Source organism: Sulfitobacter pacificus, assembly GCF_030159975.1.
Lineage (GTDB): Bacteria > Pseudomonadota > Alphaproteobacteria > Rhodobacterales > Rhodobacteraceae > Sulfitobacter > Sulfitobacter pacificus.
In genome coordinates this window covers 890,522-906,020 of sequence record NZ_BSNL01000001.1, presented here as the reverse complement: position 1 = coordinate 906,020, position 15,499 = coordinate 890,522, and the positions used below count along the sequence as shown (strand labels likewise).

Here is a 15,499-nt window from a genome sequence, read left to right as displayed (position 1 = left end):
GTTTCTCCTATAATCGGGGCGTCAGCCCACCAGTGAGGGCAGCCACAAAACAATGCTTGGGAAGGCAACCAGCAGTGCAATTGTCACACCATCTGCCAGGAAGAACGGTGTCACACCTTTGAAAACGTCCTGAACCGTCAGATCATCGCGCACACCGGCGACCACAAAACAGTTCAGACCAATCGGCGGGGTGATCAGACAGAACTCTGCCATTTTCACCACCAGAATGCCAAACCAGATGGCACACATCTGCCCCGACATGCCAAAGGCCGAGTCCGCCGCCAGTACGTTTTCACCGCCATTCAGCGCCATCACCGCCGGGTACACCACAGGCAAGGTCAGCAGCAACATACCGATGGCATCCATGAACATGCCCAGCACCGCATAGGCCAATAGGATACAGATCAGGATGGTCAGCGGGGCCATATCAAGTGAGGTGATCCAGCTTGCAAAAGCATCCGGCAGTTCAGCAAAGCCAAGGAAGCGCACGTAGATCAACACGCCCCAGATGATGGTGAAAATCATCACCGTCAGCTTGGCCGTGTCCAGCAGCGCCTCGCGCAGCTGGGTCCAGCGCATGCCTTTCCACAGGGCCATCAGGAACACGATGAACGCGCCCACGGCGCCACCTTCGGTCGGGGTGCCCCATGCATCCCCAAAGGGGTTGTAAACAAAGAAGATGATGATGATCACAACCGCAAAAATCGGCGATGCCGGTGGGATAGAGGCAAACCGCTCGCCCCATGAATAGCCTGTGACCGGCGGGCCAACATTTTTCCAGATCATCGCAATGCCGATGATCAATGCGGCGTAGACCACCGCAGAAAATGCACCGGGGATAAAGCCCGCGAGCAAAAGTTTACCCACGTCCTGCTCCACAATGATCGCATAGATGACGAGGATCGCCGATGGTGGGATCAGAGAGGCCAAGGTGCCCCCTGCCGCAACCACACCGGCGGCGAATTGTTTATTATACCCGATCTTCAGCATTTCGGGGATGGCGATACGGGCAAACACCGCTGCCGTGGCCACCGATGCACCGGATACTGCGGCAAAACCGGCCGTGGCAAAAACGGTCGAGACCGCAAGCCCGCCAGGCACCCATGCGAACCAGCGTTTACAGGCCTCGAACAGGGCTGTGGTCAGTTTGGCGTAATAGGCCAGATAGCCGATCATGATGAAGACCGGGATCAACGACAACACCTGCGCCGAGACTTTGGAATGCGGTGTAAGACCCGCAATTTTCACGCTGATTTCAACGGCTTTCCAGAACCTGTCGGGATCATAGTCAAACCCGTTCCAGCGCAGCCAAACCAGCCCGACAAACCCGGCCATCGCGGCGGCAAAGGCCACGCGCATGCCAAGCACCACAAACACCAGCATCCCCGCGGACACCCATATGCCAATCTCAATCGGTTCCATCAGGATGTTCCCAGTTCTAGTTGCATCGGCTGGCCTTGTCTTTCGCTCTGGACGAACGGGCCCGTCGAATGGTTATTTTTAATTTTTCTTGGAAACATCTTAGTCAGCCCCTTCCAGCGCCTTGGCCTCAAGCATGGCCTGTTCCGCAACAGAAAGGTTCAGTGGTACCGCCACCGGGTTTTCCAGCCCAAGCACCAGCGCGCGGCCATATCCCCAGGTTTGCAACAACAACCGCAACACCAGCACGCCAAAAGCAATCGGCACCACAAGTTTGCTGGGCCAGATCGGCAGTCCTACATCAATGGAACTGTCACGACTGCACAGCGGGCGGGCGCAATCAAAGGAACGGTCGAAATGCTCCCATGCGCCATAGGTCAGCGCGACAATAAGGATCAGGATCAAGACTACGGAGACCAGTTCGAACAGCCACAGCACACGGCCCTTAAGCGCGGAAACCAGCATATCCATGCGGATATGGGTGCCGTCGCGCTGCACATAGGACACGCCCATGATGGCGATAATTGGCATCGCGGCTTCGATGTAATCGACATACCCCATCATCGGTGCGCCAAAAAACTTGCGCGATGTCACCGAATAGGCGGCGAGAAACATAAGGGAGAATATCGCCAGGCCAGAAAGCAGCGCACAAAAACGCTCGATCGGCAGCAACATTCGGTCAAGTTTACTGAGGAGACTGGAATCTTCCAGCACTGCGGCCGAGCCTGCCATGGCGATATCCTTTGTTTTGGAGGGGTGGCGGGGTTATCCCCGCCCTACGGCATATTGCACCGCAGGGCGGGGTTGATCCCGCCGGTCATGTCACCGGCTTAGCTGCCGCTTTTGGCATCCGCCAATGTCTTGACCACCAGATCATAAAGCTCCTGACCCGGCAGGCCCTGCGCTTCCATGTCTGCAATCCATGCGTCACGTGCAGGGGCCGCAGCCGCCGCGCGGAATTCCTCGATCACTTCCGGTGCGATCTCGACCTTCTTGACGCCCTTCTCTTCCAGCACCGAATCCCACTTTTTCAGCAATTCGCCGTAGTTGGCCAGATAGTGGTCCAGTGATTCCTCCACGGAGGAATCCAGCGCTTCACGCTCTTTATCCGACAGTGATTCATAGGCGTCGATGTTCACAACAACCGGGCAGTTCACAGTGCCGGGGTTCAGGTTGGCCGTCCACCAATCCGCCTGATTGATCGTGCCAAAGGACAGATGCGCGTGCTGGGCAAAGGCCACAGTATCCACAACCCCTGATTCCATCGCCTGATAGGCCTCAGTCGCGGTGACCGATGTGGGCACAGCGCCAACTGCTTCAAACGCGCGGCCCAGACCACCCGTTGCACGTACACGCATGCCTTTGAAATCTTCCAGCGTCATGCGCGGATCTCCGGTGCCCACAATATTGTACTGTGGCATGGGCGAGGTCATCAGCAGTTTTGCGTTCCACTGCGCCATTTCTTCGGCGGCAGCAGGATGCGAATAGACCGCTTTGGAAACCGCACGCTCTTGCTCCAGGTTCTCAACGCCAAGGAACGGCAGTTCAAGCACAGTCACAACGCGGTTTTTATCCGCATGATAGCCGGCGCAGAACTGGGCCATCTCAAAGGCACCGATAGAGATACCATCAAGATTCTCGCGGTTCTTGGACAGGCCGCCATAGCTGACGTTCATGGTGAATTCGCCACCGGTTTTTTCGCTGACCAGTTCGGCCAGCTTTTCAACATGCTCTGTAAAGGCGCGGCGCTTGCCCCAGACGGACACGTTCCATTCTGTGGCCGCAGCCTGTGATGCAAACGCGAAAGAGATGGCGCAGACAGCTGCGCCGCTCAAGAATTTAGTCATTGGTGTTTCTCCCGTTGATGCGCCCCTCCCCGGGGCGCTTGCACCGAAGTTATCGCGCGGCAGAGGCGCTGCCAACCCCCGCCGCGCCCGCCAACAGGCAGTTGCCCAAGTTTCCCATGTTACGCCCCGGCAAACACGACGATCACACCCTAAAAGCGAATAAAACACCCAAAACACGCCCGTTGGATGCAACTTCCAGACTGGCCTTTAGTCGCAAACAGGCTTACCATCACGGCCGGAACGATCTCAGAGATTGACAAAAATACGCCCCAAACCGCCTAAAATAAGCTGGTTTACACTACAGAATTTACAAAACCTTAGATTTTCGGGAAAAACCTTTACAAGGAAATCCCCCCATTCCAGTTGCTTATTCCCTTCCGTTCACAGCCCGCTATGATCGCGCCGAGGAGCGGGAAAGCGTTTGGACCCAGTTCACATGCTGCCCCGAAAAGACTGCCAAGGGAGGGACCTACATTGTCTGATACAGCTGCAAAAACCTATCCGCCGTCGGATGCCATGGCCAAGGGGGCACATGTCAACGCCGAGACCTACACACGCATGTACGAGGCTTCGGTCAGTGACCCCGATGGGTTCTGGCGTGAACAAGGCGAGCGGGTTGATTGGATCAAGCCCTTCACGCAGGTCAAAGACGTTGATTACACCTTGGGCAATGTTCACATCAATTGGTATGCGGATGGTGAGTTAAACGTTTCGGCCAACTGTATTGACCGCCATCTTGAGACCCGCGGCGATCAAACCGCCATTATCTGGGAGCCTGACAGCCCCGATGACGAAGCAAAACACATCACCTATAAAGAGCTGCACGCCAACACCTGCAAAATGGCCAATACCCTGCGTGACCTTGGCGTGGGTAAAGGCGACCGGGTGATCCTGTATCTGCCAATGATCCCGGAAGCGGCCTATGCTATGCTGGCCTGTGCCCGTATCGGCGCGATCCATTCGATTGTGTTTGCCGGTTTCTCGCCGGACGCGCTGGCTGCACGGATCAACGGGTCTGAAGCCAAAATCGTGATCACTGCAGACGAGGCCCCGCGCGGCGGGCGCAATACGGCACTGAAAACCAATGCGGATCAGGCATTGTTGCACTGCAAGGACACGGTGAAATGTCTGGTGGTCAAACGTACCGGCGGCCAGACAACCTGGGTCGAGGGGCGCGACTATGATTACAATGCGCTTGCCGCAGAGGCGGCCACGACCTGCGAACCGGAAGTGATGAACGCCGAAGATCCGCTGTTTATCCTTTATACATCAGGCTCCACCGGCCAACCCAAAGGCGTGGTCCACACAACCGGTGGCTATCTTGTCTATGCGGCCATGACTCATGAAATCAGTTTTGATTACCATGACGGTGACGTTTATTGGTGTACAGCGGATGTGGGCTGGGTGACCGGGCACAGCTATATCGTCTATGGTCCGCTGGCCAATGGTGCGACCACGCTGATGTTTGAAGGCGTGCCGACCTACCCTGATGCCAGCCGTTTCTGGCAGGTCTGTGAAAAGCACAAGGTGAACCAGTTCTACACCGCACCAACAGCGCTGCGGGCCTTGATGGGCAAGGGTGATGATTTTGTCAAAAGCGCCGACCTGAGCAGCCTCAAAGTGCTGGGCACCGTGGGCGAGCCGATTAACCCCGAAGCGTGGAAATGGTACAATGAAGTGATTGGCGGCGGCCGCTGCCCAATTGTGGACACCTGGTGGCAGACCGAAACCGGCGGTCACTTGATGACCCCCCTGCCCGGTGCCCATGCCATGAAACCGGGTGCGGCGATGAAGCCGTTTTTCGGGATCAAACCTGTGGTGCTGGAACCCACATCAGCAGAAGAGCTGAAAGGCGATCCGGCGGAAGGGGTGCTGTGCATCACCGACAGCTGGCCCGGTCAGATGCGTACCATCTGGGGCGATCACGAACGTTTTGAGAAAACCTATTTCTCTGATTACCCCGGCTATTACTTCACCGGTGACGGCTGCAAACGCGACGCAGACGGCGATTATTGGATCACGGGCCGGGTGGATGACGTTATCAATGTTTCAGGCCACCGCATGGGCACCGCCGAAGTTGAAAGCGCGCTGGTTGCGCATGGCAAGGTCGCAGAGGCGGCGGTTGTCGGCTACCCGCATGATATCAAGGGTCAGGGCATCTACTGCTATGTCACCTTGATGGGCGGTGAGGAACCTTCGGAAGAGCTGCGCCTTGAATTGCGCAATTGGGTGCGGACGGAAATCGGCCCGATTGCTTCTCCCGATTTGATCCAATGGGCACCGGGCCTGCCAAAGACCCGCTCTGGCAAGATCATGCGCCGCATCCTGCGTAAAATCGCCGAAGATGACTTTGGCGCATTGGGTGATACATCGACGTTGGCAGAGCCTGCTGTGGTTGATGATCTGATCGAAAACCGGATGAATCGCAAATAATCATCCCAATCCGCACAAAATCGCCGCGATCCCGACCTGTTCTGGTCGGGGTCGCGGTCTACATTTGATCCACTGTGCATCTGGCGCATCAGAAAGGATCATACGTTGGGCATCTCTGGACAAATCATTACCGCCGTGTCACCGCAGGCCCGTATGGACCGCGACATGACCCCCTTTGACCCGTCTGATGGGCAGGCTTTGCGCAATGCTTTCGGGCGTTTTGGCACAGGTGTGACCGTGATCACCACGCAGACTGCACAGGGTCCGCTGGGGATGACCGCCAATTCCTTTTCTTCGGTCTCGCTTACCCCACCTTTGGTGCTGTGGTCGGCTGCGCTGCAATCAAAACGTCATGACGCCTTTGCGCAGGCCGAGCATTATTGCATCCATATTCTGGGCGCGGATCAGCGGGATCTGGCAAACCATTTTGCCGGACAGGGGCATGATTTCACCGGCTTTGACTGGACCCACGGAACCAGCGGTGCCCCCGAGCTTACCGGATGTCTGGCGGCCTTTCACTGCGAAAGATATGCGGTTCACACGGCGGGGGATCATTCGATCATCGTCGGCCAGATCACCCATGCCGCAGCCAGCGCCGGTCAAGGTGCGGGGCTGCTGTTTGATCAGGGCCGGTTTGGCACCTTCGCCGCACAGGGCTGATCCGCCTCAGTAATCCTTTTCAAAAAAGATCCCGATGCCGGAGTTACCATCCGACCCTAGCGTCGCCTTACCCTTGAGATGCGAGGTGATGTCTAGGTTCAGTGATACCTCACCGGTGCCATCTGACGCGGCAGTCACATCGGTATAGACATTGTCCGAGATATATTTCCCTGCACGCACCGCTGTTGCACCGTCATCGGTTGTTGTGACGTCCAGATCATCCAGCCCAAAGCCGGCCCGCAACTGGCTAATCACCCCCTTGCCGCCGCGTCCGGCCAATGTGGCCACCGCATTGGCCAGCTGCAGCGCTTGCAGGGGCGAGATTTCAGACAGGTTACGACCAAACAGAAGCTGCGCCAAAACCTCGTCTTGCGGGGCTTCCGGCGTGGATTCAAATGACACTTCCGGCGCATCAGCAGCGCCTTCCACCACCACACGAACCTCCCCGGTACGGGTCGCCGTAGCGGAAACAAAGCGGATATAGGGCACCAGATCGCCGCGGAACTGGATCGAGCCGTCGATCAGATCAAAACGTTTGCCCAGGATATCCAGCCGCCCACGCAGCAGATCAAACCGACCGGCGGAAATCACCCGGTTGGTGCTGCCTGTCACCGTCAACGCGCCCCCCAGTTCTGCGTCAAGGCCACGCCCACGCACAAAGATGCGGTTGGGCGCGTTGACCCGCACGTTCAGGCCAAAGCCAGCCCCTGAACTTGCCGCCGGATCGGCACCGGTGGTGACATTCTCAATCCCGGCCTTGCGTCGTGTTGCGATCACCGGACGGGTTGCACCGATATGGTTGATCGGTGGAATGTCCCCGATGCTGGTCAGCCCCGTCGATGGCACGCTGATTTCGGTTTCTCCGACATCAACCTGCCCCGATATCTGTGCCCCGCCGGTCAGTGGTCCTGCCAGACGCAAAGCACCGCTGACTGAACTGCGATAGAGTTTCGGATCGATCAAAACAATGTTCTGCAACCCGATGGCCAGATCCGCCGCCAATGCGCCGCCCAGCACAATGCCGCCATTTACATTGAGGTTACCGCCGTTGGATGCCTGTCCGGTTACGTCAATCTGAGCGCGGTTGTTGGAAAGCCGGATGTCTGCCGCAATCCCTTGCAGGGCAACACGCAGGTTCGGCGCGGTAAATGTGGCGTTGGATGTCTGGATCGTCCCGGATACGGATGACAGGGCCGGACGCCCGTTCACCGACAGGTCGAACCGCGCCAAGCCTTGCAGATCACGGGGGGCCAGAAACGGACGGCTAAGTCCCAGAGGGGCGGTGCCGATCGCATCCATGTTCAACGTCCCATCGGCGTTGACGCGCCCCGTCAGACGCGATTGCGTCCCCGCAGGACCCGTCGCATCGGACTGCACCACCCATGCATTACCTTGTTTTCGTGCGGAGCCTTGCAGGTTGAGCGGACCGTTCACCTTCTCCACCAATGCTCCGATATTGGGCATCGCAAAGGTGAAATCCACATTGGCCTGTGGGCCCGTCACCGTGCCGCGCACCGATGCGCGCGATGCATATGGGCCGCTGGCCTCTGTATCGACGATAATGCCACGCGTGGTCTGGCGCAGCGTACCATTGGCAGCCAGGGGGCCATTGATCCCCGGTGCAAGCGGCGCGACATTTGGCACGGAGAGATCAAAGACCAGTTGCATGTTCGGCCCCGTCGCCAGCCCCTCGACTGTGGCCTTGGCACCGTAAGGTCCGCTGGCTTGGGTATCGACCATGATCCCTGCGGGGGTCTGGCGCACCACACCCGACGCCGCCAAGGACCCGTTGATACCCGGGGCAATGGGGGCAACATTTGGCACCGCTACATCAAAGTTGAGCGCCATATTCGGCCCCGTGGCCAGCCCCTCAACCGTCGCCTTCGCACCGTAGGGACCACTGGCTTGGGTATCGACAAAGAACCCATTCTCTGTCTGGCGCAACTGGCCGGTGGCATTCAGCGGACCAGACACCTGAGGCACCAAAGGCTGCACATCAGGCAAGGAAACATCGAAATTCAAATCGACCGCAGGCGCAACCAGACCCTCAAGGCGGGCGCGGCTTTGATAGGGACCAGTCGCGTCGGTGGCGACCGACCAGCCATTCGGCCCGTTGCGCAGCGTACCTTTGGCGGTAACGGGGCCCTCGATCTGATCCGCGAAGGGTTTGACATCGGGCACGTCAGCGGTGAAATCAAGCGCGGCATCGGGGCCCGTTGCCAGCCCCTTGGCAGTCAGTGTCGCCCCATAGGGTCCATCTGTACTGGCATCCACGGACCAGCCGCGGCTGTCCTGGGTCGCGGTTGCACTGACCGTCACCGGCCCTTCATATTGTGGCAGCACCAATGAAATGTCGTTCAACCTGAAATCAGCCTGCGCGCTGCTGTCCTCAGTGCGCAACTGCGCGCCGCCGGTCAGGCTAAGCGCCTCATTCTCAAGCACCAGATCCCGCAGAACCGTGCCGTTCTCGTTACGTGTTGCGGCAAGGCTCAGGGTGGTGCGCCCGGCCATAACCGCATCAGCCTGTTCAATGCCCAATGCCAGATCGGTGGTGCTGCCCTGCGCGGTGAGATCAAACTGCCCGCTCAGCAGCCCAGCCTCGCCCTGCAAAGCCAGTTCGGTCTGCCCGTCCAGCTCACGCCCGGCAAGGGCAGAAAAACGGCTGAGATCGCGCGCATCAAGGCGCGCATCCAATTGAGTGGACAAACCGGTATCAATGCCGGAAATCTGCGCATTCCCCGTCAGCCCATAGTCATTGCCCGTCAAGGTCAGATCAGAGATCCGCAGCGGCTGATCTTCCACATAAAGAATATTTGCACGGCCCTTGATGGCGCGGCCCAAGGCCTCGGCCAGGGCGGTGTCACGCGGGTTGAGACCCGCCATGTCAAAGGTGACATCCCCGTCGAACTGCCCAACACGCCCCGCATCACCCAGCAGGGTCCCGTCAAGCGCAAGGGTCGTCTTTTCAATCGACAGATCCACCAGCGACAATTCGGTCATATCGAAGGTGGCTGAAATCGCATCCCCGTTGCTGGCATCGTAATCCACCCGCAAATCAACCGCATTCACCGTTGTGCCATCGCCGCCCACAGGCAGCAGGATCGCACTGCCGTCCGGGTTTGCAATCTGCCCTGTGATGTCGATCAGCGTGGGCCATTTATCCGCGTTCAGGCTCAGCTTACCAGCCAGATCCGCAGCCTCTGTTTGCAGCGCGAAATCCGCGATTTCAACCGCCCCATCCGCCTGTAACAGCGCATCAATCTTCAGGGCCACATCCTCGCCAAAGAAGGCCCGAAAACGCGGTGCCAGCAGTGCAGAGATATCGCCACCGATATCGGCCTGAACACGCCGGTCCGGCGTTGCAGAGGCGCGGCGCGGGGTCTGCGCACTTAGGATGATCTGCCCGGCCAGCCGGTCCTGACCGTCGGTTGCCACCTTCACATCCGCCGTAAAATCATCCAGCGGACCGGCACCGGCCACATTCAGGTTCACCGAGGGCTGGCCAGGAATATTCAGCAGCTTGGCCGCAATCCCCTCTTTCCCCTCGCTGAGGTTAAGCAGCAGATCAAGAATACTGTCGTCGCGGTTGAAATCCGCCTTGATCTCAAAGCTGCCGGGTCTCGCATCCGTGCGACTGGCCTGTAAATCAATTTTCCCCACATCATCGTTCAGCGTTGCAGCTGCCGTCACGGTCAGCTCTGCCGCCTCGCCCAAAATCGGGGCCCCAAGGCTGATCCGGTCGATAGAAAAACGCTCAAGCAGGATCGAAACCGGCAAATCGGGCAAGCTGAACGGCGCGGCTTCAGCATCGGGCAACGCCTCTGTTTCCGCGATCGGCAGCCGGGGCAGATCCAGCCGGCTGGCCGTCAATTGCTCCACCTCAAGGCGGCCGCGCAACAATGCCGAACGGTTCCAATCCAGCACAACATTCTCCAGCGTCAGCCAGATGCCGTCTTCGTCCGCGATGGTCATCCGCTGAAAACTTGCCTCAGAGCTGAGCGCGCCGCGAAAACCGTCGATGCTGACTGTGCGTCCCGCGCCGCTTAGCGCGTCCTGAATGGTGCGCGTCAGAAAGCTTTTGTCGTCATTCTGTGCAAATGCGGGAGAGATCACGCCCAGCGTGATGACAAAAGCGGTGACAAGGGAAATAAGGTAACGCATCAGAAGGATTGCCCGATGCCGATGTAGACCTGATAGTCCTCATCCGCTTCCGGTCCCGACGTTGGCACGGCAATGTCTACGCGAATAGGTCCGATGCCAGTGTTATAGCGCAGTCCCAGCCCCGCACCAGAATGCCATTCACCGGTGCCGTCATAAAACTCCTCGGCACCGACATAACCACCATCCACAAACCCAACTACGGAAAAGCTTTTGCTGACGGCCAGCCGCGCCTCCGCGGTCACTGCAAGGAAACTGCGTCCGCCGGTGATATTACCACCGCCCAGATCCACGCCCAGCGCCTGATAGGCCTGACCACGCACCGTGCCACCGCCGCCAGAATAAAACAGGTAATCCGCCGGTGCCTGACTGAGATCAGGACCATAGACCGACCCCAATTGACCACGCAGGGCAAAGGTGACCGGGCGGGCCGTGCCAAAAGTGCGATACACCCGCGCGTCCACTGAGGTGCGCAGCCCATTGTCCGATCCGCTAATCGCCAGAAACGGGGTCACACCCGCCTTGATGTAATAGCCACTGGTCGCGTTCAACGCATTGTCGCGATAGTCAAATTCAGCACTCAGCGGCAGGGTCAACAGGGTATATTCGTTTTCACCAAAGGCATCGCGCGTTTTGGCGCGGCGCAAACCGACACCCAATGTATAGGTGCGTTCTTCGGAGGCGATCCGTTCAATCCCGGCTTCCAGATCCAACTGACGGGAGAAAAAGTTCACTTCGTCCAACTGCTCGATCTTGGCCAATGCATAAAAATCAGTGTCTTCATTAAAAGTTGCCGGGCGTTCGAACCGTGCAGACAAAGAATAATCCTCGCCACCAGAATTGCCGCCGATACCGGAAACCTCGCCCGCGATGCGCAGCCGCTCCGCCCCGCCAAACAGGTTGCGGTGCAGCCAGAAGGCGCTGAGTGTCAAACCGTCAAGCGAGCCGAGTTCCGCCCCGTAGCCAAACCGGCGCGGCAGGGCTTCGACAACCTGCGCGGTAACCGGCAAGGTGGCATTCGGGCCAATATTGTCAGCTTCGATCAGAGCGACAGCGCTGAAAGCGCCGGTGCGGCGCAACCGCCCCGCAGCAAGGCGCAGCTCTTCTGGAGAATAAACCTCTCCCTCCGGCAAACCTGCGATGTCGATGATCCGTTCGGTACGTACCGCCTTATTACCTGAGACGCGCAAGCCACCAAACCGCAGCTTGGGACCGGGCGCAAGACGCAGGGTTGCATTGACGGTGCGGTCGGTGTGCTGCGCTGAAAGCTCCTGTGCGGCCAACTCTGCCTTGGCATGCCCCTGCCCGCGCCACCCGTCGATCCCTGCGGTCACGGTGTCTTTCAACACGCTGAGGCTGGCGGTCTGGCCGGTTGCAAACCCCTCCGGGATCTCTGTACCCGCGGCAACCGGTGCCATCTGGGCCTTGCCGAAACGAAACTGCGGACCGGTGTCCACCTTGATCACTGCCGTGGTGATCTGGCGTGGGGCCTGCACCGCCGGAATGGCGGCCGCATCCGTACCGTCCAGAGTAATCGTAATAATGGGGCCAAAATACCCCTCATCATAAAGCACGGCCAAAAGCCGCCCGTAATCCGCCTGCGCTGCGGCCACAACTTCCTGACTGCTTGGGGGGGCTTCTGCGCTGGATTGTTCGATCAACAAGGACCCGCCGGCAAGCGTGCGATACAGATCACTGTCGGAGGGCACCCCGGTCAGGGTCACCTCGGCCGCAGACAGAAATCCAGCCGCGGAGATCAAAATCCCTGCTGCCCCTGCCCTGATCATAGATTTCAGATGCATTCGCACTACCACATTTACCACACCGCATGCCCGTTGATTTCATCAGCCGCCTGCATACGGGCGCAGGCTGGTCTAATGTACGGATCTATTGCTTATCCACAAACGCCTAGCGTGAACCTGCCGTCAAGCACAAATAATCAAACCGTGATCGGCGGTTTTCCACTGTTTCGCCAGTTTTGACTTGCCCGGCAGCCATTACAGATCGACGCAGACCGGCACTCAGCCCTGATGCGCCAAAACGTTCAGCAATTTGCCCGCCGGATCGTGAAGATAAAAGCGGCGCACCCCCCAGGGTTCATCGGTCAGGGGATAGAAGATTTCATGCCCCAGCGCCTGTGCCCGTTCATAAACCGCATCAACGTCCTCTACTTCGATCGAAAGGTCAGGCACCGGTGTGCCAGAGCCGCCCTCACTGGCAAAACTGATCTGGACCGGGGCGGTTTGCGCGCAAGACAGAGTCGCGATCCAGCCCATATCCATCACCACATCCAGATCGAACAGTGCAACGTAGAACTGTTGGAGTTCTTTCACGGAGGATGTGGCGACATTGGCAACGATACGTTTGACGGTCATGGCAGGTGTCCTTTCAACAGAGACTATGCGGCGCTTAATCCGATCAGGGCAATCCCCACGGCCATCAGGACTGCCGCAGTCAGACGCCGAGCCAGATTGCCTTCTTTCAACAGGAAATACCCTATCAGCGTGGCGAAGATCACCGAAGTTTCACGCAAGGCCGAAACCGCCCCCAGTGGTGCGAAGTTTTTGGCATAAAGAACAAGGCCGTACGCGATCATCGATACGATGCCGCCGGTAAGGCCGATTGCCCAGACCCGCACCGGCAATTGCGCCAGAACATCGCGCCTTTTCCAGCCTGCAAAACCAGCGATGAAAAGATGCAGAAACGCCCCCCACGCCCAATAGGAAAGCGTATCGCCGGACAGGCGCACGCCGATGCCATCCACCACCGAATAGACCGAAATGCACATACCGGTACAAAGCGACAGAACCAAAGCCGTGGCCCCGACACCAGAGCGAAGCGCGCGCCAGTTGCTGAGGATGATACCGGTGACGATCAACGCGATGCCGCCCCAGACGGGGGCTGGCAGCACCTCGTTCAGCAGCAAAAACGCCCAAAGCGACACCAAAGCGGGTACAACACCGCGGGCAATCGGATAGACCACACCAAGATCCCCATGCGCATAGGCGCGGCCCAGGAAATAGTAATACCCCCAATGCACCACGGTGGAGATCGCGATATAGGGCATGCTTTGCATATTGGGCAGCGGCAGCACCACAATCATCACCATCGCGGGCAGCACCTGCCCCAAGGCGACCAACCCCAGCATGGTGGTCCGATCAGCGGCTGTTTTGACAATGGCATTCCAGACCGCATGCAGCAGTGCTGCGCTCAGGATGATGGCAATGATGATGGGGGACATCGGCACCTTTCAGGGGGTTTGGCCCGCGTGCGGGCCTTCTGTAAAGCGTCCTTCTTAGGCCGATTGGCGGCTAAGGTCATCACGGCATCTGCCATTTGGGTCAGGTTTATCGACAAGCCTCTTTCCACAACCCCTGCTTTGCGCGTTAGCTGAAACGGTTTAGCAGGAAGGATTCGGCCTATGTCCCGCCCAAAGAATGTGTTGTTCATCGTCATTGACCAACTGCGTGCGGATTGCATCTTTGGTGCGCTGGCCGACCATGTGCAGACCCCGAACCTGACAGCGCTGATGGCGGATGCGGTCACTTTCAAACGGCATTTTTCGGTTGTGAACCCCTGCGGGCCGTCACGCGCGTCCTTGTTGACGGGGCAATATGCAATGAACCACCGCTCTGTGCGCAATGGCACGCCGCTGCGCCATGACATCCCCAATGTGGCGACAGAAATGCGCAAGGCGGGCTATCTGCCAATGCTGTTCGGCTATACCGACACAGCGCAGGATCCGCGTATCCTGCATGAGAACGATCCGGCGCTGCGCAGTTATGAATATCCGATGAACGGCTTTCACGAAACTGTCGAAATGCGCTTTGAGATGTCCTTTCCCTGGCGTTCACATCTGATCAATCAGGGATATGATTTTGATACCTACGCAGATGTCTACAAACCTGTTGCCCCCGAAGGGCGTAGCCCCCACATCAATGATCCGGCCTTCTACCGCGCAGAGGACAGCGATACCGCCTTTCTCACCGATCGTTTTCTGGAGGTGATGCCCGCTTATGGCGACGCCAGCTGGTTCGCCCATCTGACCTATATCCGGCCTCACCCGCCGCTGGTCGCCCCTGCGCCCTATAATGACATGTATGATCCGGCCAGCCTGCCCCTGCCCAGACGGCTCGCCACGCCCGAGGATGAAGTTGCGAACCATCCGTTCTTTGCTCCGACCATCGCGGCCAAAACCCCAGCGGGTAATGTTGTGGGCTTTCCCGATCTCGCCCCTTCAGATGAGACCATCCAAACCCTACGCGCGATCTACATGGGGTTGATCACCGAGGTCGATCTGCACATCGGGCGGGTTGTTCAATTCCTGAAAGACAGCGGACAACATGACGACACATTGCTGATTGTCACAGCGGATCATGGCGAGATGCTGGGCGATCATCATTGCTGGAGCAAATTCACCGTACATGACGCCGCCTTTCACACGCCGTTGATCATTCGCCAACCGGGTAACGCGGTGCGTGCCGGTACGGAGGTCACCCAGCCGGTAGAAACCATCGACATCACCCCGACGATTCTTGACTGGGTTGGTCAGGAGGTGCCCAATTCGATGGACGGACGGTCCTTGCTGCCCCTGTTGGCGGGTAAGACGCCCGAGGATTGGCGCGATGCGTCTTTTTCTGAACTGGAGTTTTCAGAGCCTTTGGCCCCGACCCTGTGGGAGCAATCGCTAGGGACAAGCCCTGCCGATTCCTCCCTATGCATCCTGCGCGAAGAGCGGTTCACATTGGTTGAATTTGCCGCCGATCTGCGACCTATCCTTTATGATCATGCAGCCGAAGGCGAAGCACAGAACGTAGCGCAAGAACCGGAATATCAGGCAGAGCTTGCCCGCCTGGGCCGCAAGATGCTGCGACACCGAATGAAAAACGCCGATCAGACGCTTTCCCTGATCAGCATCACGCCGGATGGCCCAGAAAATGTGCAGCGGCACAAAAGCAATTTGCGTGAAAAATAGAATCCGT

10 protein-coding genes are annotated in these 15,499 nt (G+C 58.3%); 3 read left to right on the top strand and 7 right to left on the bottom strand.

What is annotated here, in order from left to right:
* Positions 1-21: 21 nt before the first annotated feature.
* From QQL78_RS04485 to QQL78_RS04475, 3 genes are all read right to left on the bottom strand, one after another.
* A complete protein-coding gene (locus tag QQL78_RS04485; RefSeq protein ID WP_284370964.1) occupies positions 22-1,422 on the bottom strand; it encodes a TRAP transporter large permease in 1,401 nt (466 codons plus the stop codon).
* A gap of 99 nt (positions 1,423-1,521) precedes the next feature.
* Positions 1,522-2,151, bottom strand: coding sequence for a TRAP transporter small permease subunit (locus tag QQL78_RS04480; RefSeq protein ID WP_284370962.1), 630 nt, complete (start codon positions 2,149-2,151; stop codon positions 1,522-1,524).
* 98 nt (positions 2,152-2,249) lie between these two features.
* Entirely contained in the window at positions 2,250-3,266 is a 1,017-nt protein-coding gene (locus tag QQL78_RS04475) for a C4-dicarboxylate TRAP transporter substrate-binding protein (RefSeq protein ID WP_284370960.1), read from the bottom strand.
* 474 nt (positions 3,267-3,740) lie between these two features.
* Here QQL78_RS04475 and acs point away from each other — a divergent pair, with 474 nt between their 5' ends.
* Together acs and QQL78_RS04465 are read left to right on the top strand one after the other, a co-directional pair.
* Positions 3,741-5,699, top strand: a complete 1,959-nt coding sequence (gene acs / locus QQL78_RS04470) for an acetate--CoA ligase (RefSeq protein ID WP_284370958.1) — start codon at positions 3,741-3,743, stop codon at positions 5,697-5,699.
* 105 nt (positions 5,700-5,804) lie between these two features.
* Positions 5,805-6,359, top strand: coding sequence for a flavin reductase family protein (locus tag QQL78_RS04465; protein WP_348540745.1), 555 nt, complete (start codon positions 5,805-5,807; stop codon positions 6,357-6,359).
* Positions 6,360-6,365: 6 nt separating this feature from the next.
* Here QQL78_RS04465 and QQL78_RS04460 read toward each other — a convergent pair whose 3' ends face one another.
* From QQL78_RS04460 to QQL78_RS04445, 4 genes are all read right to left on the bottom strand, one after another.
* Positions 6,366-10,520 (bottom strand): translocation/assembly module TamB domain-containing protein, encoded by a 4,155-nt coding sequence (locus tag QQL78_RS04460; RefSeq protein WP_284370956.1) that lies wholly within the window; start codon positions 10,518-10,520, stop codon positions 6,366-6,368.
* Positions 10,520-12,319: an autotransporter assembly complex protein TamA gene (locus QQL78_RS04455; RefSeq protein ID WP_284370954.1), complete on the bottom strand. Its 1,800-nt coding sequence runs from the start codon at positions 12,317-12,319 to the stop codon at positions 10,520-10,522. The genes QQL78_RS04460 and QQL78_RS04455 overlap by 1 nt, the downstream gene beginning before the upstream one ends.
* Before the next feature lie 219 nt (positions 12,320-12,538).
* On the bottom strand, positions 12,539-12,892 hold the full coding sequence (locus QQL78_RS04450; protein WP_284370952.1) for a VOC family protein: 354 nt from the start codon (positions 12,890-12,892) through the stop codon (positions 12,539-12,541).
* A 23-nt stretch (positions 12,893-12,915) separates the two neighbouring features.
* The gene (locus QQL78_RS04445; RefSeq protein WP_284370950.1) at positions 12,916-13,758 is read right to left on the bottom strand and encodes a DMT family transporter; all 843 of its coding nucleotides are present in this window, start codon (positions 13,756-13,758) and stop codon (positions 12,916-12,918) included.
* Between the two features lie 180 nt (positions 13,759-13,938).
* On the opposite strand from QQL78_RS04445, the gene QQL78_RS04440 reads away from it, so the two are divergent.
* Positions 13,939-15,492 carry an alkaline phosphatase family protein gene (locus tag QQL78_RS04440; protein WP_284370948.1) on the top strand — a complete coding sequence of 518 codons (1,554 nt, stop codon included), beginning with the start codon at positions 13,939-13,941 and terminating at the stop codon, positions 15,490-15,492.
* Positions 15,493-15,499 lie beyond the last annotated feature (7 nt).

Excerpts from the sequence above, each read along its gene's own strand:
- QQL78_RS04445 (WP_284370950.1), bottom strand. The coding sequence starts at position 13,758 with ATGTCCCCCATCATCATTGCCATCATCCTGAGCGCAGCACTGCTGCAT.
- QQL78_RS04455 (WP_284370954.1), bottom strand. The coding sequence starts at position 12,319 with ATGCATCTGAAATCTATGATCAGGGCAGGGGCAGCAGGGATTTTGATC.
- QQL78_RS04440 (WP_284370948.1), top strand. The coding sequence starts at position 13,939 with ATGTCCCGCCCAAAGAATGTGTTGTTCATCGTCATTGACCAACTGCGT.
- QQL78_RS04460 (WP_284370956.1), bottom strand. The coding sequence starts at position 10,520 with ATGCGTTACCTTATTTCCCTTGTCACCGCTTTTGTCATCACGCTGGGC.
- QQL78_RS04450 (WP_284370952.1), bottom strand. The coding sequence starts at position 12,892 with ATGACCGTCAAACGTATCGTTGCCAATGTCGCCACATCCTCCGTGAAA.
- QQL78_RS04480 (WP_284370962.1), bottom strand. The coding sequence starts at position 2,151 with ATGGCAGGCTCGGCCGCAGTGCTGGAAGATTCCAGTCTCCTCAGTAAA.
- QQL78_RS04475 (WP_284370960.1), bottom strand. The coding sequence starts at position 3,266 with ATGACTAAATTCTTGAGCGGCGCAGCTGTCTGCGCCATCTCTTTCGCG.
- QQL78_RS04485 (WP_284370964.1), bottom strand. The coding sequence starts at position 1,422 with ATGGAACCGATTGAGATTGGCATATGGGTGTCCGCGGGGATGCTGGTG.